The 23001-nt window shown below is 35.7% G+C and carries 24 protein-coding genes; 12 read left to right on the plus strand and 12 right to left on the minus strand.

Annotation, left to right across the window (positions count from 1 at the left end):
- Positions 1–121: 121 nt before the first annotated feature.
- From DK857_RS18055 to DK857_RS18070, 4 genes are all read left to right on the plus strand, one after another.
- Positions 122–2581, plus strand: coding sequence for a bpX6 domain-containing protein (locus tag DK857_RS18055; RefSeq protein WP_109402917.1), 2460 nt, complete (start codon positions 122–124; stop codon positions 2579–2581).
- Between the two features lie 233 nt (positions 2582–2814).
- Positions 2815–3129, plus strand: coding sequence for an antibiotic biosynthesis monooxygenase family protein (locus DK857_RS18060; protein WP_109393724.1), 315 nt, complete (start codon positions 2815–2817; stop codon positions 3127–3129).
- A 79-nt stretch (positions 3130–3208) separates the two neighbouring features.
- Positions 3209–3913: an ArsR family transcriptional regulator gene (locus DK857_RS18065; protein ID WP_109402918.1), complete on the plus strand. Its 705-nt coding sequence runs from the start codon at positions 3209–3211 to the stop codon at positions 3911–3913.
- Positions 3914–4078: 165 nt separating this feature from the next.
- Positions 4079–4435: a DUF4186 domain-containing protein gene (locus tag DK857_RS18070; RefSeq protein ID WP_109402919.1), complete on the plus strand. Its 357-nt coding sequence runs from the start codon at positions 4079–4081 to the stop codon at positions 4433–4435.
- Positions 4436–5086: 651 nt separating this feature from the next.
- On the opposite strand, the gene DK857_RS18075 is transcribed toward DK857_RS18070, so the two are convergent.
- The 6 genes from DK857_RS18075 to DK857_RS18100 all read right to left on the minus strand — a co-directional run bounded on the left by DK857_RS18075 (position 5087) and on the right by DK857_RS18100 (position 10926).
- Positions 5087–6292, minus strand: a complete 1206-nt coding sequence (locus DK857_RS18075; protein ID WP_109402920.1) for an aspartyl protease family protein — start codon at positions 6290–6292, stop codon at positions 5087–5089.
- Positions 6293–6635: 343 nt separating this feature from the next.
- Positions 6636–7061, minus strand: coding sequence for a glutaredoxin-dependent arsenate reductase (gene arsC / locus DK857_RS18080; RefSeq protein WP_109402921.1), 426 nt, complete (start codon positions 7059–7061; stop codon positions 6636–6638).
- 10 nt (positions 7062–7071) lie between these two features.
- Complete coding sequence (locus tag DK857_RS18085; RefSeq protein ID WP_109402922.1) at positions 7072–8361, minus strand: arsenic transporter; 1290 nt, start codon at positions 8359–8361, stop codon at positions 7072–7074.
- A gap of 50 nt (positions 8362–8411) precedes the next feature.
- Positions 8412–10163, minus strand: a complete 1752-nt coding sequence (gene arsA / locus DK857_RS18090; protein WP_109402923.1) for an arsenical pump-driving ATPase — start codon at positions 10161–10163, stop codon at positions 8412–8414.
- Between the two features lie 12 nt (positions 10164–10175).
- Positions 10176–10544, minus strand: a complete 369-nt coding sequence (arsD, locus tag DK857_RS18095) for an arsenite efflux transporter metallochaperone ArsD (RefSeq protein WP_109402924.1) — start codon at positions 10542–10544, stop codon at positions 10176–10178.
- 46 nt (positions 10545–10590) lie between these two features.
- The gene (locus tag DK857_RS18100) at positions 10591–10926 is read right to left on the minus strand and encodes a metalloregulator ArsR/SmtB family transcription factor (RefSeq protein ID WP_109402925.1); all 336 of its coding nucleotides are present in this window, start codon (positions 10924–10926) and stop codon (positions 10591–10593) included.
- Positions 10927–11185: 259 nt separating this feature from the next.
- Between DK857_RS18100 and dhaT the strand changes: the two genes are divergently transcribed.
- The gene (gene dhaT, locus DK857_RS18105; RefSeq protein WP_109395491.1) at positions 11186–12349 is read left to right on the plus strand and encodes a 1,3-propanediol dehydrogenase; all 1164 of its coding nucleotides are present in this window, start codon (positions 11186–11188) and stop codon (positions 12347–12349) included.
- 77 nt (positions 12350–12426) lie between these two features.
- On the opposite strand, the gene DK857_RS18110 is transcribed toward dhaT, so the two are convergent.
- Together DK857_RS18110 and tehA are read right to left on the minus strand one after the other, a co-directional pair.
- Positions 12427–12729, minus strand: a complete 303-nt coding sequence (locus DK857_RS18110) for a hypothetical protein (RefSeq protein ID WP_109402926.1) — start codon at positions 12727–12729, stop codon at positions 12427–12429.
- A gap of 176 nt (positions 12730–12905) precedes the next feature.
- Entirely contained in the window at positions 12906–13892 is a 987-nt protein-coding gene (gene tehA, locus DK857_RS18120; protein WP_109402927.1) for a dicarboxylate transporter/tellurite-resistance protein TehA, read from the minus strand.
- A 229-nt stretch (positions 13893–14121) separates the two neighbouring features.
- Here tehA and osmB point away from each other — a divergent pair, with 229 nt between their 5' ends.
- The 4 genes from osmB (at position 14122) to DK857_RS18145 (ending at position 16371) form a co-directional block, all read left to right on the plus strand.
- On the plus strand, positions 14122–14343 hold the full coding sequence (gene osmB / locus DK857_RS18125; RefSeq protein ID WP_006536908.1) for an osmotically-inducible lipoprotein OsmB: 222 nt from the start codon (positions 14122–14124) through the stop codon (positions 14341–14343).
- A 531-nt stretch (positions 14344–14874) separates the two neighbouring features.
- Positions 14875–15624, plus strand: a complete 750-nt coding sequence (gene ydfG / locus DK857_RS18135; RefSeq protein WP_088495659.1) for a bifunctional NADP-dependent 3-hydroxy acid dehydrogenase/3-hydroxypropionate dehydrogenase YdfG — start codon at positions 14875–14877, stop codon at positions 15622–15624.
- Between the two features lie 100 nt (positions 15625–15724).
- Positions 15725–16081, plus strand: a complete 357-nt coding sequence (locus DK857_RS18140; protein ID WP_109402928.1) for a DUF1283 family protein — start codon at positions 15725–15727, stop codon at positions 16079–16081.
- Between the two features lie 53 nt (positions 16082–16134).
- Positions 16135–16371: a DUF1161 domain-containing protein gene (locus DK857_RS18145; RefSeq protein ID WP_109402929.1), complete on the plus strand. Its 237-nt coding sequence runs from the start codon at positions 16135–16137 to the stop codon at positions 16369–16371.
- 277 nt (positions 16372–16648) lie between these two features.
- Here the strand turns inward: DK857_RS18145 and bioD are convergent, their stop codons facing one another.
- From bioD to DK857_RS18160, 3 genes are all read right to left on the minus strand, one after another.
- Positions 16649–17320 carry a dethiobiotin synthase gene (gene bioD, locus DK857_RS18150; protein WP_075673816.1) on the minus strand — a complete coding sequence of 224 codons (672 nt, stop codon included), beginning with the start codon at positions 17318–17320 and terminating at the stop codon, positions 16649–16651.
- Positions 17321–17515: 195 nt separating this feature from the next.
- Entirely contained in the window at positions 17516–18727 is a 1212-nt protein-coding gene (gene mlc, locus DK857_RS18155) for a sugar metabolism global transcriptional regulator Mlc (RefSeq protein ID WP_098942944.1), read from the minus strand.
- 128 nt (positions 18728–18855) lie between these two features.
- The gene (locus tag DK857_RS18160) at positions 18856–19770 is read right to left on the minus strand and encodes a LysR family transcriptional regulator (protein WP_088495664.1); all 915 of its coding nucleotides are present in this window, start codon (positions 19768–19770) and stop codon (positions 18856–18858) included.
- Between the two features lie 125 nt (positions 19771–19895).
- Here DK857_RS18160 and DK857_RS18165 point away from each other — a divergent pair, with 125 nt between their 5' ends.
- The 3 genes from DK857_RS18165 (at position 19896) to tus (ending at position 22560) form a co-directional block, all read left to right on the plus strand.
- The gene (locus DK857_RS18165; protein ID WP_109402930.1) at positions 19896–21179 is read left to right on the plus strand and encodes an MFS transporter; all 1284 of its coding nucleotides are present in this window, start codon (positions 19896–19898) and stop codon (positions 21177–21179) included.
- Between the two features lie 103 nt (positions 21180–21282).
- Positions 21283–21453 (plus strand): hypothetical protein, encoded by a 171-nt coding sequence (locus DK857_RS19175; RefSeq protein WP_157957623.1) that lies wholly within the window; start codon positions 21283–21285, stop codon positions 21451–21453.
- 177 nt (positions 21454–21630) lie between these two features.
- Positions 21631–22560: a DNA replication terminus site-binding protein gene (gene tus / locus DK857_RS18170; RefSeq protein ID WP_109395483.1), complete on the plus strand. Its 930-nt coding sequence runs from the start codon at positions 21631–21633 to the stop codon at positions 22558–22560.
- A gap of 8 nt (positions 22561–22568) precedes the next feature.
- On the opposite strand, the gene DK857_RS18175 is transcribed toward tus, so the two are convergent.
- On the minus strand, positions 22569–22928 hold the full coding sequence (locus tag DK857_RS18175; protein ID WP_109395482.1) for a hypothetical protein: 360 nt from the start codon (positions 22926–22928) through the stop codon (positions 22569–22571).
- Positions 22929–23001 lie beyond the last annotated feature (73 nt).

Raw genomic sequence — 23001 nt, forward strand, 5'->3', positions numbered from 1 at the left:
ATCTATATCGTAACGGAAAGGTGTTTTTCTTGGTATAACCCTTGAACGCCACCTGCAAAGCAGGTGGTTTTATGTTTAAGACGCTAGCGCGACTTAAACTGGCTAAAGCCATAATAAAACAATGGATTGCTCATCCATTGAAGGATGGCCTTTAATTCGTTACGGTCGCCTTTATAGCACAGCACCTCTAGATAATGACGAGATAAAAAAACTACCTTATGCAGATCTTGCTTTCGTTCGTAGTGGTGTTGTAACAACGCTTCTATTTTCACAAGCTGAACCTCTATCACTTGCTGATTACCTAGATATTAAAGAGATTAATTTTGAGGAAACGGATAACTACGCCAGCCTGTATGAAATAAAACCTCAAGCATTGTCTGAAGAGAAAAATATTAGAACGATTATTGGTAATAATATTCCACCGGCAGCAAATCAACAAAAACAATTTATAAAGACGGTATTTGAAAATGCTACATCGCCATCTCAGACAACTCAAGCCAAAACGTCATTATCACTGACTCAGAAAATTATTAATAAATTTTTGACGCCTCAAAATCGTGAAGCAATGCATTCTTCATCTAAAACGATATCTCAATTATCACCGTGGCAACGTTGGCTAAATAAGCTTTCAGTAAAAAGCGGATTAGCCTCTATGATGAGTAAGCAACAAGCGGATTATATTAATAAAATGATAAAAATGTTTGAAGACGGTAATGTCGATCAAGCATTGTGTCATGGTATTCCGCTTAGCAAATATCAAGAAAACCAAGAAACAACGCCTTCACCTTATTTAGGGAGATTAAAAGGGCGAAATAAACTGGAAATTTCAGCCAATCAACAAGGACATAAAAGTCTTTATTTTGGAGATGAACTGCAAAATTATTTAAAACAACTTTATCGTCAACAATTTATAAGGCTAGATAAAGCTGGCTGTAATGAAGAAGCGCTGTTTGTTCTCGCTGAATTATTACAAGAAAAAGAAGAAGCACTGAGTTATTTAGAAAGCTTTCAACGCTATCAACATGCAGCGGAACTGGCACGTATGTGGGGAATGCGGCCTGATCGTATTATTCGTTTATACTGTTTAGCGGGCGATATTGATTCTGCTGTTATTTATGCTCGCCTGCATAATGCTTTTTCCCACGTCGTATTACAGTTACAAGAAAAACATCCTGATATTGCAGATAAAATGCGTGAAGAGTGGGCTCAATATCTGGTTGACTGCGAAGATTATTTACAAGCTATCGATATTATCTGGCAATTAAACAATGAAATAAGTCGTAATAAAGCCAAGCTTTGGTTAGAAATTGCCTATCAAGCTGGTGGAGAATTAAGCCTACGCAGTCTTGTGAAATCAATATTTTTATTACCTGATACTGTTCATTTATATCAAGATGATATTAAAAAGATATGTAACGATCCACTTGCAACTATTCAACGTGCCATTTTAGTCAGAGAGCTATTAGCACTACCTAAGCAGACTAAATTAACAGAACAACTCATTAACCAACTTATTCGACCAATTATTGTTGATCAATATGGTGCAAATTCTGTGCTAGAAAGAAAAGAAATTAGCCAATTTATTCATAAGAGTACCAATAAACTATTAAAAATAGATATGCCTTATAGTGAGATCCCAGAGGCTAAACGTTATTCCTTAGATGCACAAAATCACTTTATTTCAGCGACTATTCCAGAACAAGGGCTTTACGCTATTTATGATGTGATTGCCTTAAATGATCACCAATATCTTATCGCGTTAGGTGAGTCTGGGGTGTTATTAACCGATAAAACAGGGAAAAAGCTTTGGCATAATTTAACGCCAACATATCATATTGTTATCGCAGAAAATCACCAAAGCGCGTTATTATTAGCTCCAAGAGGCGATTATTTCCAAATTAATTCATTAGCAATCACCACCCAGGCTGTTCAAGGGCTTGGCACTCTGAAATGTACTGTTTTCACTCGTATTTTTGATGGTGTTTTTTGGACTATTGCCGTTAATAATACGGTACAAGTTGTTGATACTAAAAGTGACTTTAAAATTGTTTGGAATGTAGATACCTTGAATGGCGATGTTATCGAGATCCTTCGCCACAATGACGATGAACATTGGTTAATTAATAGTGCCCCCAAAGAGCGCTGGTCGTATATTGTACCTGAACGTCGGTTAACTCAACGAGAAAGCTTGCCTCATCATTTAAATGAGGGATTAAAATATGATCTTATCTCTAACTCATACTATGGCGTAAAAAATGATAAATGCGTATTAACCTCAGCAAATTCACACTATACGCAACGATTACAACTGCCTAATACTCAATCTATTGAAGAACAACATTCATTTCATTTAATAAAAAGAACAGCCACGTTAATTTATTGGCAAAAAGATGAATTAACGATGTTTCGTTTATATAACAATCAAAACCACTGTACCTTTGAGCTTAAATGGCCAACAAACTTAGCACCACAATATCGAAGTGAATTTAATCAATGGTATTTTTTCGATAAAACAGGGCGTTTAGTGCATTTTGATTGGAATAATGGGCGAATAAATACACTAAGTTTGCTTTTAAAATAAAGACCAACTTAAAAAAGAAGAATATGATTTTTTATTCTTCTTTAGTAAAACCTGTTCAATATAAGAGGGATGAAGCCCAATGAAGCGAAAATACAAATCTTAACTAAATCAAGAATAAGCAGGCTATACGCTATTATTTTTAAAATAGATAATTGCGCTCATTTCAATGATTATCGAAGTGTTTTACCTTTTTTATCAATACACTCACTATCACCCAATAAAGGAGAACACTAATGATTGCCGTAATATTTGAAGTAAACATTAAACCGGGAAAGCAAGATCGTTATTTATCTTTAGCGACTGATTTAAAGCCGTTACTAAAGGATATAGAGGGATTTATTTCAATAGAGCGTTTTCAAAGTTTATCAACCGAAGGAAATTTATTATCACTTTCTTGGTGGAAAAATGAAGAGGCTGTTTTGCAATGGAAGAAAAATATTTTACATAAAAGTGCGCAACAAGAAGGTCGAGAGTCTATTTTCAATTTTTACAAAATTAGCATGGTTTCTTTGATGCGAGAATATTCATTTGATGCAGAAAGTCTGTAATTAAATAGACTTAAGAGCTTACTACAATCACGTTATTACACCATTAATAGCGCATGCTATCAAAGGGCTTAAATTTAAAATGGCTAAATCAGAAATAAAATCAGAATATCAACACACCGTAGAGTCAGCAATCGCTGCTGTTGGTGCAGCGATTGCTGATATTTCCAGAGTCAAAATATTGTGCGCATTAATGGACGGAAGGGCGTGGACAGCAACAGAACTAGGTATCGTAGCTGATATCTCTGCTTCTACAGCAAGCAGCCATTTATCCAAATTACTCAGTAGTGGGCTTATTTCTGTAATATCTCAAGGTAAATACCGTTATTTTCGATTAGCTAACGATGATATTGCCAAAGTTATTGAAAATTTAATGAGTTTTTCTACCGAGCATATTTCACAAGCTAAAATTACAACCCCAAAAAACTTAAGGAAAGCGCGAACTTGCTATAATCATTTAGCAGGTGAAGTTGCTGTCGATATTTACGATTCACTTTGTCAGCAAAAATGGATAACAGAAGATGGCTACGCTATCACAACGCTAGGTCTTGAGCGATTCAAAAATATGGGAATTGAATTTCAAGCAAAGCATTCTCGCAATATTTGCTGCCCATGTTTAGATTGGAGTGAGCGTCGTTTTCATTTAGGCGGACAAATTGGTGCTATTTTTCTTAATTACACAGAAGCACAAGCATGGTTAACACGACATCAAGGATATAGAGAAGTGACTATCAGCGAGAAAGGTTATAAAGCGTTGGCTCAACACTTTAATATAGAAAAGAGATAAAGTGTATTTTTATCCAATGAAGCATTTTATTCTCTTCATGGTGATAGGAGATAACCACATTTAGTAATTTTATCTACCATCAATGTTTGGGTAATAAACTAAAATATATGTGATTGTAAGCTATCTACTATAAGCGTACGATCATTGTTTTAGGTGGCAAATTTAATGAATAATATAGACCTTTTATTTAACAGATTATCCAAATCAACTTTTCGACAAAAGTTTAAATTAGGGCCAAAAGAGCGACAATACTGTATTGATAAAGGCCCTGATACCATCGATCAACACGCTTTAGATTTTATTCAAAAACGCTTAGCTGCTGAAGAACCCAAAAATGATGGTAAACAAACCCCAATGCGAGGGCATCCTGTGTTTATTGCTCAGCATGCCACTGCGACTTGTTGTCGCGGATGTTTAAAAACCTGGTATGGTATAGAAAAACATCGTCAATTAACGGAAGAAGAACAAACATATATTGTTCAAATAATTCATCGTTGGCTAGTTAATCAAATGAATTCTTAAATTAATCAATAGAGTTAGATAATACGTTTCTTAACATGTATCTGGGCAAGAGGGCTTTAAAGCTAAATCCTTGAAAAGATCCATCTCATGATAGTTGTTTATTGATTATTACATTCAATTTAACATAATATACATTATGCGAACCTTAGTATCTAAATACGGATAGCCACTGAAATCTCTGTTTTGGTCTGGTAATTATGCTGATTCATTCTTAACTTAAAGCTTATTCGCCAATGCTTTTTCTAGATCTTGAATATAGGTTTTCTGTCTTTTCTTCAGATACCACTTCACTAAGGGTTTTAATAAAATCTTTTTGGATATCACGACTTCCGTAAAGTCGATTTCAGTAATTCCATTACCAGAAGTAAAAACACCAATCTAGGTAGTTTACAAAGTGCTAATTTTTATCCAATATGTCTAATGAAAACAATCAGAACGTATAATCAATAAACATATTGATTCGCACAATGCACTCTATGTGTAAAGACGCCCCTTCACCATTCCGGCAAGCTTCATCCCTATTCTACCGGAATGGTTCAGAACGATTTTGTAACATACTTTGTTCTAGATCTTATCGGTTTTAGATTTTCTAACCTAAGCCTTGCATCTAAACAAGGCTTAAGACCTTATATTAACACAACATGTGGTTGGCTAAAATTTAACTTCAATCAATTGGTTTTGTCTAAGAATACTTAACGTCACTTGGCCTTTTGGTAAGGTATTTATCTTATTTTTAACTTCAAGCACTGCATTCTTAGGATATTTGACTCCATTAACACTAATTATTATATCTCCATTTTTTAAGTTAAACTCTGACAATACACTCTCTTTGTTATAAAATAGCTCTATATTATTATTAAAAGTTCTTAGATTTATATTTCTAAATTTTTGTAAGAGAGGTTTTGGTGGTTTAGCTAAGTTATAACAGAGTAACATTCTATCTGGAGATATTAAATATTGTTCAAAAGAGTCTAAGGTTGACATTCCAATAGCAAAAGAGTTGTTCATATTTTCAGAAAAAATCTGATTTACAATCAAACTATCTCTTAATCTAAATTCTTTTATAAGATATTGCTTTTCTTTTTTCTCATTTAAACCAGAAAAATCGATAGACATTTGATTATCAAATTGATCTATCGGGGTCAATTCCATAAAGCTATTTAAATATTCAATGAATTCACTACTCATGTAATTAACTCTAGAACCAGTATCTAGTACCATTGAAACATACGTTTCATCAGAAAAGTACACATAGAAAGAAGGTGAAGAAAGAGTATAATCACCATATGGAATACAATGTTCATAATTATCTACACTTGGAGGATTATCATATAAGACTAATGTTTTATTTTTATTATCGACATACCAGTTTACTCTTCTAAATATATCAACGCCTAAAACACCTGATATATCTTCCCCTACAACTTCAGATAATGATTTCAAATCATTTGAAACCCAAAAATCACCGCCATTAAAATACTTATTACCTATATGGAAAGGAATTGAGTGAACAAAATCAATATCACTTAATAATTTGATATCACTAACAGTTTTTACATTACTAAAATACTCTTTATAAGGATCTGGCATCCCCTTCAATTTATGAGTAAATTTATCTGCTAAACGCTTATCAATGATAGATGAAGATGAGCCCGTATCTAACAAAAATGTATATGTTTCACCTTTTATAACAACAGGGACCAAAATATAATTAACATATTGCTCTTTAAATGAATGAGTCAAAATAGGATCGTCATTTTTTGCGTTATTAGAGCAGCCCGTTATAGTAAAAATAAAGAAAAGGGCCATTATATTAAAATTTTTTCTTATAAAAATATTAAAAATTATGTTTTTCATTTCTATATACCACCATTATCTAATTTGACTAAATATAAATTTATAACATATAAGAAAAACAGTATATTCACTATAAAAAAAATAAAAATTAATTAAACTTAATTATTGCCATTATTCTAATATACTCTATGTATAAATACATAGAAAAACTAAGACCTCAATTTTTATCTAATATATTAGATTGGATTTTTAAACATAATACCTATTCATCGTTAATTTTTCTAATTCTCTCCAATATTATCTTTTTTAGATTACTTTTCGCTAATTCTGTATTTATTAAAAAAAAAGCCACTTAAAATAAAATTATTTTAAGTGGCTGATAAATATAAATAGATACGTCAATTTATATCAACTTATCTCCTTTATTATTAACAACTAGTTGCCCATTCTCTTTTGAAAAAGCCCCTTTTTGCTTTTTCGGTAAAATATCTAAAACAACTTCAGAAGGTCGACATAATCGCGTTCCCAATGGTGTCACAACAATAGGTCTATTGATTAATATTGGATATTGCAGCATATAATCAATAAGTTGCTCATCAGTCGCATTAATATTATCAAGTTCTAATTTATCATAGGGTTCAACATTCTTTCGTAATAATGCCCTAACCGAAATTCCCATATCAGTGATGAGTTTCTCTAAAACATGCTTAGAGGGTGGCGTATCAAGATAAAGGATAATTTCAGGCTCTACACCACTGTTGCGTATCATTTCAAGCGTATTTCGTGAAGTACCACAATTGGGATTGTGATAAATTACAATGTGATTCATATTGTCACCACTAATTCATTAATATCAGTCTAAGCGCTAATGCAACCAATGTTACTGTTAGCACTGGGATGGTCATAACAATGCCCGTTTTAAAATAATATCCCCATGTAATGGTCATATTTTTTTGCGACAAAACATGTAACCACAATAATGTCGCTAAACTTCCTATTGGCGTAATTTTGGGGCCCAAATCAGCACCAATTACATTGGCATAAATCATTGCCTCTTTAATTAACCCCGTAGCATTACTGCCTTCAATGGATAAGGCACCAACAAGAACTGTTGGCATATTGTTCATAATTGATGATAGAAATGCGGTGATATATCCCGTTCCTAAAGTTGCAACCCATACACCTTTGCTTGATAGAAAATCGAGAATTTCTGACAGATATTGAGTCAAACCCGCATTACGTAATCCATAAACAACAAGGTACATGCCAAGGGAAAAAATCACGATTTGCCAAGGCGCTCCTCGTAAAACTTTTCGAGTATTTATCGTCTTTCCTTGTGCTGCGATAAACCACAGAATTACGGCACCAACCGTAGCAATGGCACTAATTGGAATTCCCAAAGGTTCCAATATAAAAAAGCCAAATAATAAAAGAAGTAATACCAACCAACCTGCTTTAAATGTTTTTACATCTTTAATTACTGTCGCAGGTACCGCTAATTTAGAGATGTCATATTGCTGAGGAATATCTTTGCGGAAAAACCAATGCAACATAATTAATGTCGCGATAATAGCGGCAATATCAACGGGGATCATCACTGAAGCATATTCTGTAAAACCGATATTAAAGAAATCAGCAGAGATGATATTGACTAAGTTTGAAACAATTAAAGGTAAGCTTGCTGTATCTGCAATAAATCCTGCTGCCATAACAAAAGCTAGTGTTGTACCTTTACTAAACCCAAGCGCTAACAACATTGCGATCACAATAGGTGTTAAAATAAGTGCAGCACCGTCATTGGCAAAAAGTGCCGCAACGGATGCCCCTAGCAAGATAATATAGCTAAATAAAAAACGACCTTTTCCACCGCCCCATTTTGCAATATGAAGCGCAGCCCATTCAAAGAAGCCGCTTTCATCAAGAATAAGGCTAATGATAATAACAGCAACAAATGTCGCGGTTGCATTCCAGACAATATTCCAAACCACAGGAATATCTTGGAGATTAATGACACCTAGTAATAGTGCTATTAATGCCCCGATTGTTGCACTCCAACCAATCCCTAATCCTTTAGGCTGCCAAATAACAAAAGTAATTGTTAGAACAAATATTAATACTGCAATAAACATAAAAACCTCTTTTAGAAGGCTCATTGAGAGCCTTCTACCAGAAAATAAAATTAATCAGCCAGTTTACTCAACGCATCAACACCGATAGGCTCATGTTCTTGTAATGGAACAATCGCTACTCGTTTTGCCAATGAAGTGATGACTTTTTTAATCTGAGGTATTTCCTGTTCAGCTCGAGAAAGTAACAGTGGTGACGTTGTTTTTGTCGCAGATAAACTGTTATTAATGATCCAAGCCCATGGATGAATATCAGCTCTTATTAAATCATTCTGTAAGTTTTCAGCCTCAAGAACAGGGGTTGTTTCAGCGAGTGTAGTGATAATCACTTTTGTACGTTTTGGATCTTGTAATTGCATCATTGGTGTGAGGAAATGCCCTTTTTCACCCATTTTTTTAGCAATTTCTTTGTGATAAGCCCCTGTCGCATCCAATAAAAGTAATGTATGACCAGTAGGTGCGGTGTCCATAATGACAAATCGTTTTCCCGCCTCTCGAATTATTCGAGAAAAAGCTTGGAATACTGCAATTTCTTCAGTACATGGTGATCGTAAATCTTCCTCTAACAGTGCACGCCCTTGTGCATCAAGATCTTTACCTTTTGTTTCTAATACATAATTGCGGTAACGCTCTGTTTCTACAACGGGATCTATGCGGCTGATTTGTAAATTTGGCAAATCCCCATTTAATGTATTTTCTAGATGAGCCGCCGGATCTGACGTGGTTAAATGAACGTCGGCGCCTGATTCTGCTAGCTTAACCGCAATAGCTGCCGCTATTGTTGTTTTTCCTACCCCTCCCTTGCCCATCAGCATAACCAAACCCTGTTTTTGTACAGCAATTTCGTTTACTAATGATGACAATGTGGGCAATGTTAAATCACTCTCTAACTGTTCAGTTGTCGATAACACTTGCTCTTTATTAGATAAAAGCTGATTTAATGCTTCAATACCCACCATATTACGTACACGAAGCATAAGCATATCGGTTGGTAATGTACGAAGAACCTCAGGCATCTTTTGTATTGCGGTTTGTTCTCTTAAATAAAGGGCTTTAGACAATTTATCATCGTTAGAAATAGCTGATTTAGGAAAAATACCATTAATGATTAATTGTTGATTTTTTATACCAAGATTGGAAAGTTCATTATAGGTACGAGCAACTTCTCGAAGAGCGGCTGATTGAGGTCGAGCAACGAGTATTAAACGCGTAAGCTGTTTGTTACTAAGTGCATCGACAGCCATACTATATTGCTCACGTTGTTTTTCCAGCCCAGACATAGGGCCAAGGCAAGACGCGCCATCAGGGTTATCACTAATAAAATCATTCCAAGCTCCAGGCAATTGCAATAACCTAATTGTGTGGCCAGTTGGTGCAGTATCAAAGATGATATGATCGAATTTATCCGTAATCTCTTTATTTGTTAGCAGCCCTGTAAATTCATCAAATGCAGCTATTTCCGTGGTACAAGCGCCTGATAGTTGCTCTGTAATACTTTGAATAACCGCTTCAGGTAAACTGCCTTTAATTGGCGTAATAATTTTATTTCGATACTCTTCTGCAGCAGCTTGCGGGTCTATTTCTATAGCTGAAAGATTGGGTACTAGCGTAATTTGTTTAATGCTATTACCAATATTTTGTGAAAATACTTGTCCAACATTTGAAGCAGGATCTGTACTGACTAATAAGACTTTTTTTCCTTCCCCTGCTAATTTTATGGCTGTTGCACACGAAATAGATGTCTTACCTACACCACCTTTTCCAGTAAAAAAAAGATAATTTGGTGTGTTTTCTAGAAATTTCACAATCTCTCTCCTTTAGCAACAACCGTCATTGTTTCCACAACAATGGCTTTTGATAGTGGGTTTATTGTCATTTGTATAATTAATACCAAACCATCTAGCTAATTCATTACGTTTTGGGTAGCGCCCTGTTAAGACAACTTCACCATTAAGTAAAATAAGAGGTAATGATCCTGCACCTGCGGTTTCAAGAAAGGCTTTTGCTTTTGAATTATTAACAAACTCCATAGGCTCTTGCCCTAAATTAAAACGTCGAATATTGGCTCCTTGCTTTTTTAACCAATCAACATCGGTTGCAAAATCAACTAATGCTTGATCGATATCGGTGCCACACACACCAGTGCTACAACATAATGCGGGATCAAAGACTTCTAGCTTTTTCATATCGACACCTCATATCTGTTTTTTCATATATGTTTAATTAAAAAATTTATTCAGAACAGCAGATAACCGTTTCTTTCTTTTCAATAGATTGAAGCAAACCTGCTATTTTATTTTTCTCTGTCTCATAGGTGACTTCAATAATATTTTTCACCCAAGGTAATAATGTCGGAGACAAACGATAGTGAACCCATTTCCCATGCTTAGAATCAAGTAATAGCCCGCTTTCCCGCAACATAGCTAGGTGGCGAGACGTTTTGGGTTGGGATAAATTTAGGGCAGTATAGATGTCACAAACACACAACTCGCCAGATGCTTTTAGTAGCAACACAATATCTAGCCTTGTTTGATCACTTAATACCTTAAATAATTGCAACGGTTCCATATTTGCTCCTTTCTTTGATAAGCTTCAACGTACACCTAAAATATATATCCGTCAAACCATATGTGTTTTGTTCGTTATTTTTACTTAACTCCCCCTCTTAAAGAAAGCACATCCTGTTGACTTATATCAAACGAACCAAAGTTAAACGAACCGATTCACCTTATTGATTCGTTACGTCCTTGACTTAATAACCTATGGAGGGAAAATGCACTAATACTTTAATTTATCTGAATAATAATCTGATATTGGAAGGTTTATCATGAGCTATCGTATGTTTGATTACTTGGTACCGAATGTTAACTTTTTTGGTCCAGGTGCTATCTCTGTTGTTGGCGAACGTTGCAAATTATTGGGTGGTAAAAAAGCCCTGCTGGTAACGGATAAAGGTCTACGAGCAATAAAAGATGGCGCCGTAGATAAAACTATCGGTTATCTAAAAGAAGCGGGTATTGATGTTGTCGTATTTGATGGCACTGAACCTAACCCCAAAGACACTAATGTGCTTGAAGGTCTCGCAATGTTCCGCAAAGAACAATGCGACATGATAATTACTGTGGGTGGCGGTAGCCCACATGACTGTGGTAAAGGCATTGGTATCGCAGCTACTCATGAGGGCGATCTTTATAATTATGCAGGTATTGAAACACTAACAAATCCACTTCCACCGATTATTGCAGTAAACACAACTGCCGGTACAGCAAGTGAAGTCACTCGCCACTGTGTTCTGACCAATACCAAAACTAAAGTTAAATTTGTTATTGTAAGCTGGCGTAACCTCCCTTCTGTTTCTATTAACGACCCACTGTTAATGCTGGGTAAACCAGCAGGACTGACTGCCGCAACGGGTATGGATGCGTTAACTCACGCAGTTGAAGCTTATATTTCTAAAGATGCAAACCCCGTCACTGATGCTTCAGCGATCCAAGCAATTCGTTTAATTTCTCGTAACTTGCGTCAAGCTGTAGCCTTAGGGACAAATCTAAAAGCTCGTGAAAATATGGCTTATGCTTCACTTTTAGCAGGAATGGCATTTAATAACGCTAATCTTGGTTACGTTCATGCAATGGCTCACCAATTAGGTGGTTTATATGATATGCCACATGGCGTAGCTAATGCGGTGCTATTACCACATGTACTGCGTTATAACCTGATTGCTAACCCAGAAAAATTTGCAGATATTGCTGAGTTTATGGGTGAAAACATCACAGGGTTATCAGTGATGGATGCGGCGGAACGCGCTATTGTGGCTATCGCTCGTCTATCTGCGGATATTGGTATTCCGCAACATTTAGGTGAATTAGGTGTGAAAGAGTCTGATTTCCCATATATGGCAGAAATGGCACTTAAAGACGGTAATGCATTCTCTAATCCTCGTAAAGGTAATGAAAAAGAGATCATTGAGATTTTCCGTCAAGCATTTTAAGGTTTCAGTATATGACCCGTTAATAATATTGTGTTAACGGGTTTTTTAACAATTTATACATCACAAATCCTATCCGTTTAAAATTCTTTCCATTTTTTTTTATATTCTAATGGTACTAATTCTTTGTTATAAACTCTATCGTGATAAATAACTCGTCCATCAAATCGCCGTTGAGTCACTATTGCAACACCGGTATCAAAAATGGCTTGACTCCAATCTTCTTTAATTAAACCTCTTCGCCATAAGCGGTAATATCGATTTACTTGTGACTCTAATTTATTCTCTTTTAAAATAACCGATAATGGTGCAAATAGTTGTTGTGAACGGTGATATTTTTCCATCAGCCAGCGTTTATTTTTTTTAATTAACTTTCTTTTCATCGTTATTAGCTCTATTTCCCTTTATATTATTCTTATCTTAAAGTAACTTATTGAAAAAGAAATGAAGATTTGTATTATGGGTCCCTCTGGAGCAGAAAAAACAACATTATCTAAGCAACTTGAAAATAAAAAGAGTCTAAATAATTTTGTTTAGGCTCTCTTTGTTTTTATGTTCATTAAAGTGCTTTAGATGGACAACATAATTGTTTTAGTCCTTTAAAAACCCATAATAGTGAATGCCAAATCAGTAATAAAATAATTAAATTAGCGAAGATAAATAGTGCTGTTGAGAGTAACTGCATAAAATGACTATTGGATGTCATACTTATATTTAATGAAGCCTTTGCCAATGCAGATACACCGAAAGAGAAACTCCAAAAAGGTAATGAAAACGGCTGTTTAACAAACCAAGGAATTAATCTCACCATAAACAGAAGCTGTAAAAGACCATAGCCTAATAACATTTTAGCGAAGAAGTCGATATGATTGTCATTGATAGCCAAGTAAGCGCTACAAGCAACTAAAGCAGGTGCTAATTGAATACCAAATGATAGTCGTGATTTTTCATCCATTAATCCTTCACTGCGTATTCTTTTTAAAATCGCGGGTTCTAAACTTAACCAAGAAAATACACCGGCACCGAAAAATAAAACCCCTAGATCATTAAAACCCAATGCACCACATGCCATAGTGCAAATAAAATTATTCGCGACTGTGGGTAAATATAAGACGGGTGTTGTCGCCATTTTAGGATATTCGCCCTTCCATTGATAACCAATCAACCAACTGGAATACCCTAACTGAGCAATTGCTCCGATGCTAAACAGTATCAGAGAAAATAATGGTAAATATGGGCTTATCCCTATCGAGACTAAGACTGTCGTTGCGGGAAATAAACTAATAAATCCACTGGCAACTGGATGTTTAATTTCCTCAATAATTGCTTGTCGATGAAATAGCCATTTACTCAGCAAAAATAGTGTAAGTGTTAACCAAACCAAGCAACCTACACCAATAAATATTTCACCAATATAAGATGGATAGTTGTGCTCCTTTGCTGCATATCGCCACGCCATTCCCGTACCAATCATCCCTAATACAACACCAAAATAACCCGATGCAAATTGTGAAGAGAGTTTTTTTAATTTATTTATCAATATCATATTGTTACATTAACTCATATAAATGACATAATACATTGATGCTTTTCTTCTGAGCATCAAATAATAATATAGATAATAAAATTTACTTTGATTAAATGCATTTAAAATATATGTTATGAGCATTAACTCATTTTAAGAGTTTTCTCCCCATTGTTCCCGAATATTCCGATCCCAGTATAAATACGATAGGTTTATTTTTATATTGTCCTTTACATCGGAGTTTATAAAAATGAATATCACGTTAAAAAAGATTGGAACACTGTGTGTCGCTTCTGTTCTGCTTTTTTCACTTGCGGGCTGTTCTAGCATGACAAAACGCGACCGTAATACAGCAATTGGTGCCGGCGCAGGTGCTATCGGTGGCGCTATTTTAACTGATGGTAGCGCATTAGGCACCATTGGCGGCGGTGTCTTAGGTGGCGTTATTGGCCATCAAGTTGGTAAAAAATAACCGTTCTTTTCATATTCTGCTAGACTGAGCTTATATTTTTTCGACTCAGTCTAGCACCGAGTCGCAATAAGATAATCTGCATTTATTTTGGTGTGACATGAACAAATCGTTTCTCTCTCAATTAAAAAAAACCATCGAAGTTTTATATAAGTCGTTTAGCGATTTAATTCACATCCTAGTGACCTTTATTTTGTGTTACTTCTGTTTTCTTTTATCACCCACACTGGCGATTGCTGTAATTGGTAGCATCATTATTATTATCACTATGTTCTTACTTAGTTTATTTGTTTTACCGTGATACTAGGCTTTAGCTTTATCTTCCTTGTTTTTAATAAAAAAATCGACTAAATAACCACCTCTTGTTCTTTCAGTTAAAAACAAAAATACAGGTTATTATTAAAGATAAAAATCTTTCATATAAGAAAAGGATCTGGTTTTTAGCCTGATTTATCACAAAGCCGATTTTTAAACTTGACTCTTTCTAGTGATAGCCTTTTACTTTCAACTATTATAACTATCGAGGGTAATTACATGATTATTTTTATCACGGGTGCTTCCGCCGGCTTTGGTGAAGCCATTGCTCGCCATTTTATCAGCCACGGACACAAAGTTATTGGTACTGCTCGTCGTTTGGATAAACTTAATAACTTGCATAAAGAGCTAGGCGAGCAATTTTATCCATTACAGTTAGATGTTACAGATAAAAAAGCAGTCAGCGAGATTTACACTCAATTACCAGAGAAGTGGCGTGAAATTGACGTATTAGTCAATAATGCAGGCTTAGCCCTAGGTTTAAATACCGCCGATAAAGCTAACCTTGATGACTGGGATACGATGATCGAGACAAATAATAAAGGTTTGGTTCATGTCACTCGCGCTATTCTTCCTTTTATGGTTGAAAGAAATAAAGGTCATGTTATTAATATCAGCTCAACAGCCGCCTCTTGGCCTTATATGGGCGGTAATGTTTATGGCGCCACTAAAGCGTTTGTTAAGCAATTTAGTTTAGGATTGCGTGCTGATCTCCAAGGTAAAAAAGTTCGTGTCACCGATATCGAACCTGGTCTTGTTGGTGGTACAGAGTTTTCATTAGTTCGTTTTAAAGGTGATAGTGATAAAGTTGAGCAAACTTATGCCAATGCAAATGCATTAACGCCTGAAGATGTCGCAGAAGCGGTATATTGGACAGCGACATTACCTGCTCATGTAAATATTAATACTTTAGAAATGATGCCTGTAAGTCAGTCATTTGCAGGATTAAGTGTTCATCGTCAAAACTAAACGCACTGAAAACACATTTTTTATTAAGGTATCAGCTATAATTATTAAGATATAATAGTCATTGAGAGCAATAGCTACATAACTTTAGAGGATAGCAACCATGATAAACACACTAACTAAGAAACAAGTCATCAGAACCATTGTGTTCTCCTTATTTCTTGGTTTATCAGTGTCTTCTTTTTCTTCTGTTGCCGCTTCAACTAATGTAACCATTAATGGCGATGGCTATGACAATGTCTTAGATAAAGAGCAAGCTCGACAAATGAAAGAAGACTGGGATCAAAAGCGGGAGCTTCGTACCCAAGTTAATCAGCGAGAAAAAATCGAATTTAATAAAATAGATAAAGCCATTGATGAGCGAGATGCTTGTCTAAAAAGTGCGAATGTCTATGCATATTGGGAGCCTGAAACGCGTCGATGTTTAGACAGTAATACTGGCCGCCCTGTTAACCCGTAAGAAAGTTGTGTAAAACAATGATGTTTTACTCCGTAAAACAAGGAGAGAATGATATGAAAAAATATGTATTTGCAGTAATGGCCACTCTGGTTGCGCTTGCACCTTTAGCCGCGAATGCGGGATGTGATGAAGTCGTTGAGTCTATTCAACAAAAAATCATTAATAATGGTGTACCAGCCACTAACTTTACTTTAACTGTTGTTGAAAACGACCAAGTTGCACAAGCAGATGGTAAAGTTGTCGGAACTTGCGAAAATGATAGTAAGAAAATCATCTATACTCGTCATTAATCTATAGTTGATAAAATCTTGTGATTAAAAAAGGGCGCAATATGAGCGCCCTTTTTCTTTGCTACTGTTTATCAATGACTATTCATCTGATTTATCTGTATTTTATCTTATTTAGCTTCAATTTTGTGTGTTATTTTTATCATTAGTTATACTTGAGGCGAAATCAGAAAAAACAAAAACACCCAATGAGTTTACTCATCAGGCGTTTAAAAGTAACAAGTTTGGTATCGTTTAAAAACAGATAGCAATCCACTTCGTTACTTATTTGTATTCTCTCTTAAGCGGGTACAGCGATTTCCAACTGACTTAAATCGAGGTAACAAGAGAGATCACGTTCTTCAGGACGTAACAAATACGGGATTTCACCAATCAGAGGTGCAGGAATATGCTGAGACAGCCTTTCCACAATTTTCGCGTAATAAGGTAATCCTGGATTTATTCTGTTCGCAACCCAACCTACTAATTTTACACCATCGTTGATAATAGATTGTGCTGTTAATATTGAGTGATTAACACAGCCTGGTTGAATACCGACAACCAAAACAACTGGAATTTGTTCTTTTACCACCCAATCAGAATAAAAGGTATTATCATCGAGCAGATAACGCCAACCGCCATTACCCTCGATAACAACACACTCTGCTTTTTTACTTAAACTGTCGAGCTCATTTGAAATCTTATTAAAATCAATTTCATTTTCGCTAACATAACAATTATCAAGCAAAATAGGATTAATTTCGTCGTAGCGAACTTCAACTGGCGATGAATTATGAATAATCATAGCGTCACGATTACGCTCACCATCAGCCGTTTCATGTAATTCTGTTGCAATAGGCTTATAACCCACTGCCGTTGACCCGCCACGATTTAATGACTGAAGAAGTGCTCGGGTTACAACAGTTTTACCCACGTTGGTATCTGTCCCCGTAACAAAAAAGCGTGTTAACATATAATTTACTTCCGTTATGACAGATAAATCAGGTTCATAAAAAATGACAGAGATTAGAGTTTAGGGTAACACTGTTTATGGTGGCTTGAGATAGCTCAATTTTTTAGTTAATTGGTCAAAAATAGAGAATTCGTTAATGATCAATTGACAGATTTACGCCTGAAAAATACTTTTGTTACGATTTTTTCACTTAACCTAGCCTTGCATCAACTCAATTAACAAAGAGCCATTGTAGAGAGCTTCTTTTACAAGCGAAGCCGCAGGCAATGTTCCTTTGTTTCTTAACTCCGTTTCTTCAATAATTAAAGACTGCGCATAACGTGGCATAACGTGATGTTGAACTTGGTTTAAGATCAAAGGAAAAAGAATGGATTTGGCTCGACAAAGCGGCGAGCCAATTAATATCTTTTGCGGATTAAAGACATTAATCATGACCGCCAAAATAAAACCTAATCGTTGAGCAACTAAATTAACAATTTCAAGTGCTGGTTTATCACCAACTAATATTGCATCACACAATGTTTCTACAGTAATAGGATATTTGTTCAGCAACGAAGTCGGATCTTCTTGAGCTAATAATTGAGCTTTCTTAATTAATTGAGGAATAGCAATTTCTGTTTCTAAACACCCTTTTGCCCCGCAATAACAGCTATTTTGAGAGTCGATAACTTTAGTATGTCCAATTTCAACGGCGCTATGGCTGTTAGAGTGTAATGTTTTTCCATTGCTTATCACCCCAGCACCAACAATATCATCGATAACGATTTGCAGAACGTCTGAATTGTTTTTTGCCGCACCATATAACGATTCGGCCATTGTCCATGCAGTTACGCTATGTTGTAAAAATACAGAAACACCTGTTTTTTCATGAATTTTATCGGCAAGTGGAATGTCTTTAATATTATAATAAGGTGAGCTATAAATAACGCCACTAATAGGATCAACAATGGCATTCATTGTAATGCTAATTGCCGTCAATCTTTCAACACGAGATTGATAACGTTCGAAGAATTTATCAATTGCAACTAAAAAGTGATTAAGAAAATCATCGCTATATTCTTTGGGAAAATCGAATGTATCCTCAGTAACCAACTTGCTATCTAATTCTCTTAAACTAAAAAGCAAGCTACCTTTGTTGACACGGATACAGAGAAATTGCCAACCTTGGCTTTCTAGTTTTAATCCAACTGCAGGCCTGCCACGAAATCCCACATCTGGGAACTCTGTTTCATGAATAAGGTGTGCTTCAACTAATTCTCGTGTGATCTTAGTAATACTTGCTGGTGCAAGCTCTGCCTTTTTTGACAGTGAAATACGAGAAATGGGGCCATGTTCATCAATCAAGCGAAAGACTGTGCCAAGATTAAATTGTTTTACGTGATCGATGTGGCTAGGTTGGTTCCCCATTAAATGCATCCTTAATTAAGGAGCCATAATTAATTCGAGGCTCCAAATAATTCATTACCGATTATGTCGTCAATTTATGATAATTGTACAATACTTACATAAAAAGCGTGATCAAAAACACAGATAAATCAAGATTTTTGGTGATCTAAGATATTTTTTAATAGTAATTGCGTTAATCGATTCGCTGCCGCTGGAATGGCTCGCTTATTATGAGAAACTAACCAAACCTCAGAAAACGCCTGAGAATTTGCAAAGTGTAGATAATGCACGCCATCGACTTTCATTCGCGTAAATGATTTTGTTACGATCGAAATACCAAGCCCTGCGGCAACCAATCCTAAAATCGTCATGGCTTCACCCGCTTCTTGTGCAATAGTTGGCGTAATTCCTGACAAACTAAGCAATTGAATAATCTCATCATAAAGAGCCGTACCAACATCCCTTTCAAAGAAAACAAAAGGATATTGCCCAATATCTTGAATATTGACGCCCGTTTCTTTGTAAGCAAGTAAAGGATGCCCTTCATAAACCGCTAAAATAAAAGGCTCACGAAACAATAGCTGGTGGTGCAAATTTTCGGGTAACGTCGTATTTCGCATGATCCCCAGATCAATACGTCCTGTCAGTAACGGCGATATCTGTTGTTTTGTATTCATTTGATGCATATGAATACCGACTTCAGGATAGTTCTCTCTAAATTGTCGCAAACTCAAGGTGACTAAATGCATAAAAGGTGTCGTTGAGGTAAAACCAATTGAAATTTCACCTAACTCACCTTTTTCCATTCTAGCGGCGCGTGTTGCGGCTGCGTTGACCTGTGCCATAATTTGATACGACTCTTTTAAAAACATTTGTCCTGCGGGTGTTAACGAAACAGAACGGTTAGTTCGTTCTAATAACCTAGCGCCTATTTCACCTTCAAGCGCTTGTATTTGTTGGCTTAAAGGAGGCTGAGAAATATTTAATCTTTCTGCTGCTTTACCAAAATGAAGCTCTTCTGCTACGGCAATAAAGTAACGTAAATGCCTAAGTTCAATATTCATATTTCTCTCATATCATCATTGATACTTTAAAAGTCTTATTTCTAATGATTAATATATTAGACAAAAAAATCAAATATTTCTAACATTGACATAAATCAAATTTAAGTAATGGAAGTTTAATCAATATGGATACTCACGAAATAGACAGTAAAAGTATGAGCTTAGGCACTGATATTTCAGACAATACATCAAGTATAGAAAAGCCTGCTCATCGCCAATCTAACCCTAAGCACTATATTCAGCGTGATGATGCGCTGTATATAAAAGTGACAGTGTCATTTTTTATGGTCGGTTTAGCGACATTCGCCTTACTCTATTTTGTGCAACCCATATTGCCGGTATTATCTAACGAATTTTCCGTCAGTCCTGCGACCAGTAGTCTAGCACTCTCCCTTTCAACCGCTTTAATGGCGTGTGGATTATTGATTACAGGCCCACTGTCAGACGCTTTTGGGCGTAAAAATGTCATGGTCATTGCATTGTTTTGCGCTGCGTTCTTTACATTATTAAGTGCAACTATGAATAGTTGGACAGGTATTTTAATTACACGGGCTTTAGTTGGACTTTCATTAAGTGGTGTAGCCGCAGTGGCAATGACGTATTTAAGTGAAGAAATTCATCCTGCTTATCTCGCATTATCAATGGGTTTATATATTAGTGGTAACTCTATTGGGGGAATGAGTGGACGCGTTATTACAGGGGTATTAAGCGATTATTATTCTTGGCGTCTATCTGTTGTTATTCTCGGCATTTTTGCCCTTTTTGCTGCGATTACTTTCTGGAAGATATTACCGGCTTCACAGCACTTTAGACCGACAGCATTAAAACCTCGTAATCTTCTTATTACCACTAAATTGCATTTTAGAGATAAAGGATTGCCTTTGTTATTTATTGAAGGTGGTTTATTGATGGGCGGTTTTGTCACTTTATTTAACTATATTGGCTATCGTTTATTAGATGCACCTTATTCATTAAGTCAAACTACTGTGGGGCTGATTTCTATCGTTTATTTAAGTGGTACTTATAGCGCATCCAAAGCGGGCTTATTAACGACTAAATATGGATTAGGTAAAGTCTTTATTGCTGGGATTGCAATGATGTTAATCGGTATATTGATTACCTTGATTGAATCACTTCCCGTTATTTTTATTGGGATGCTTATCTTAACGACAGGTTTCTTTGCTGCACATGCTGTTGCAAGTAGCTGGGTTGGCCGCCGTGCAAAACGAGGACGCGCCCAAGCCTCCTCACTTTATCTCTTTACTTATTATGCGGGCTCTAGCCTTGCAGGTACAGTGGGTGGATTATTCTGGGTGAGTTTCGGTTGGCTTGGTGTAGGATTATTTATTGCCCTTTTAATGTTAACTGCCTTATTAATCGCATTACACTTAAACAAAGTTGCCCAGTAAGGTTATTGATAAAGTGCAAAAGCGGATTAACACGGTTTAATGTTGTCGATTTTGCACTCCTTTCTTAAGGTATAGACTTATTCTTTAAGAAGGAACAACAATTATGCCTATCATAAAATTATCTATTACTCTGCTGTTTCTCTTTTTTACCTCTCTTACGAGTGCGTTTACAGAACACTGCCCACCAACAAAACCAGATTGTGATGTTATTCATGATTCATTAGTACAACTGAATGAAAAACAGACCGAAGTTGATTTAAAAACCATCAAATAATCCTCTTTTTAGGAAAAATATCATCCAAATATGCCCTTTTTACGGCATACTGTTTATTTATACAGTACACCGTGTTTTTGGCATTTTCCTCTGTTAAGCGATGTACTTTTCACTGAAGCTAATGTATTGTTTTAAACAAAGGCCATTTGTATGTTGTAACTAAATAAGGATATTAAGATGAGTCGATATGATTTAATTGAGCAATTCAATCTCTGTTTTCAGCAATTAGAAACTGAGATTAAAACACTAACTGATGTGTTGAAAAATCTAACCTTATTGCCATCAGCCGTATTTGAATTGCCTGAAGTGAGCAAAGAAGAAGAACATGATGAGGTCGTTCGCGTTACAGTGTCACCCAGTTATAATGAAGAAGCTAGAGAACTCACTTTAAAGCTAATAGCGAATCTCTTTATTTATGACAATGCCCCACACATCAGTAGTAAACGCGCTATCCGTTTACCCGGTGTGCTCTGTTTTAGTACGAATAATCAAACTTTTAAGTCTGTAAAAGAACATGTTGAGAAAATTAATTTATTAAAAAAACAGCTTTCAGATATTGTCACTAAAGAGTCTGGCATATCGAAGGAAGAGCGTTTTGATTTTGTCCATAATCAGCTAAAAGGTTTAATTACGCTGAATGCTTATCGTACCCTCACCCTTTTGTCTGATCCAGATACTGTGCGTTTTGGTTGGGCGAATAAGAATATTATTAAGAATTTAACGCGTAACGATGTTTTGGCTCAATTAGAAAAAAGTCGTGAAGCCAATCGCGCAGTGCCACCTTATACTAGTGAACAATGGGCTGAGCGTATTGATAAAGAGATCACTACCCTTTCACAATTACCTGAAAATGCAAAACTAAAAATAAAGCGTCCTGTCAAAGTGCAACCTATTGCTCGAGTTTGGTATTCAGAACTTCAAAAACAAGTGCAATATGCGTGTCCCTTGCCTTTATTAGCTTTCTATATTGATAAAGAGAGCGACTTTAAACCTGTTATTGGCGAGCTTCCTGATTATGATGCCGATAATATTCAAATTCGCCATCGCCCTAAAGCTAAAAAGCTACAATTAATTATTCCAAGAATGCATTTGTACATTGAAGAATAGATAATATCTTATTTTTCAATAAGTTTAATTGAACTACCTTGAAGGATTTGGAGAAGATAATCATTAAGCTGAACAAAGTGATTGTCTTCAATATCTAAATGGATCGTTATCACCACATTGTTTTTTAGTGCAAGGGTAATATTTTTTCGATCAAGCGTAATTTTTTCAAGTGTATTAATGGCTTCAATATCAGATAAATGAGTCATTAAACCAATCGAATTATCGATATCTTCACCTTCTTCGTCAAATCTTGAAAGAATAATGAAATGATCAGGAGAAACTGCATCATCCCCTATTCCAATAATGGTGACATCATCTTCGACATAGCAATTAACTTCCGTCGCCGTAAACGTAATTTCTTCAGTCATTATTTTTCCTATAAGATCTAAAAATCCCGCCATTATGGCGGGATTTAATATCGGCTAACTAAGTGTATTTAAC

Origin of the sequence: Proteus terrae, assembly GCF_003144325.1 — a bacterium.
Lineage (GTDB): Bacteria > Pseudomonadota > Gammaproteobacteria > Enterobacterales > Enterobacteriaceae > Proteus > Proteus terrae.

Bases quoted from the DNA above. Each gene is read 5' to 3' on its own strand.
- DK857_RS18165 (WP_109402930.1), top strand. From the start codon at position 19,896: ATGGATACTCACGAAATAGACAGTAAAAGTATGAGCTTAGGCACTGAT.
- ydfG (WP_088495659.1), top strand. From the start codon at position 14,875: ATGATTATTTTTATCACGGGTGCTTCCGCCGGCTTTGGTGAAGCCATT.
- osmB (WP_006536908.1), top strand. From the start codon at position 14,122: ATGAATATCACGTTAAAAAAGATTGGAACACTGTGTGTCGCTTCTGTT.
- arsD (WP_109402924.1), bottom strand. From the start codon at position 10,544: ATGAAAAAGCTAGAAGTCTTTGATCCCGCATTATGTTGTAGCACTGGT.
- mlc (WP_098942944.1), bottom strand. From the start codon at position 18,727: ATGGGGAACCAACCTAGCCACATCGATCACGTAAAACAATTTAATCTT.
- DK857_RS18100 (WP_109402925.1), bottom strand. From the start codon at position 10,926: ATGGAACCGTTGCAATTATTTAAGGTATTAAGTGATCAAACAAGGCTA.
- DK857_RS18145 (WP_109402929.1), top strand. From the start codon at position 16,135: ATGAAAAAATATGTATTTGCAGTAATGGCCACTCTGGTTGCGCTTGCA.
- DK857_RS18070 (WP_109402919.1), top strand. From the start codon at position 4,079: ATGAATAATATAGACCTTTTATTTAACAGATTATCCAAATCAACTTTT.
- bioD (WP_075673816.1), bottom strand. From the start codon at position 17,320: ATGTTAACACGCTTTTTTGTTACGGGGACAGATACCAACGTGGGTAAA.
- DK857_RS18140 (WP_109402928.1), top strand. From the start codon at position 15,725: ATGATAAACACACTAACTAAGAAACAAGTCATCAGAACCATTGTGTTC.
- DK857_RS18110 (WP_109402926.1), bottom strand. From the start codon at position 12,729: ATGAAAAGAAAGTTAATTAAAAAAAATAAACGCTGGCTGATGGAAAAA.
- DK857_RS18085 (WP_109402922.1), bottom strand. From the start codon at position 8,361: ATGTTTATTGCAGTATTAATATTTGTTCTAACAATTACTTTTGTTATT.
- DK857_RS18075 (WP_109402920.1), bottom strand. From the start codon at position 6,292: ATGAAAAACATAATTTTTAATATTTTTATAAGAAAAAATTTTAATATA.
- tehA (WP_109402927.1), bottom strand. From the start codon at position 13,892: ATGATATTGATAAATAAATTAAAAAAACTCTCTTCACAATTTGCATCG.
- DK857_RS18065 (WP_109402918.1), top strand. From the start codon at position 3,209: ATGGCTAAATCAGAAATAAAATCAGAATATCAACACACCGTAGAGTCA.
- tus (WP_109395483.1), top strand. From the start codon at position 21,631: ATGAGTCGATATGATTTAATTGAGCAATTCAATCTCTGTTTTCAGCAA.
- arsC (WP_109402921.1), bottom strand. From the start codon at position 7,061: ATGAATCACATTGTAATTTATCACAATCCCAATTGTGGTACTTCACGA.
- DK857_RS18160 (WP_088495664.1), bottom strand. From the start codon at position 19,770: ATGAATATTGAACTTAGGCATTTACGTTACTTTATTGCCGTAGCAGAA.
- dhaT (WP_109395491.1), top strand. From the start codon at position 11,186: ATGAGCTATCGTATGTTTGATTACTTGGTACCGAATGTTAACTTTTTT.
- DK857_RS18055 (WP_109402917.1), top strand. From the start codon at position 122: ATGGATTGCTCATCCATTGAAGGATGGCCTTTAATTCGTTACGGTCGC.
- DK857_RS18060 (WP_109393724.1), top strand. From the start codon at position 2,815: ATGATTGCCGTAATATTTGAAGTAAACATTAAACCGGGAAAGCAAGAT.
- DK857_RS19175 (WP_157957623.1), top strand. From the start codon at position 21,283: ATGCCTATCATAAAATTATCTATTACTCTGCTGTTTCTCTTTTTTACC.
- DK857_RS18175 (WP_109395482.1), bottom strand. From the start codon at position 22,928: ATGACTGAAGAAATTACGTTTACGGCGACGGAAGTTAATTGCTATGTC.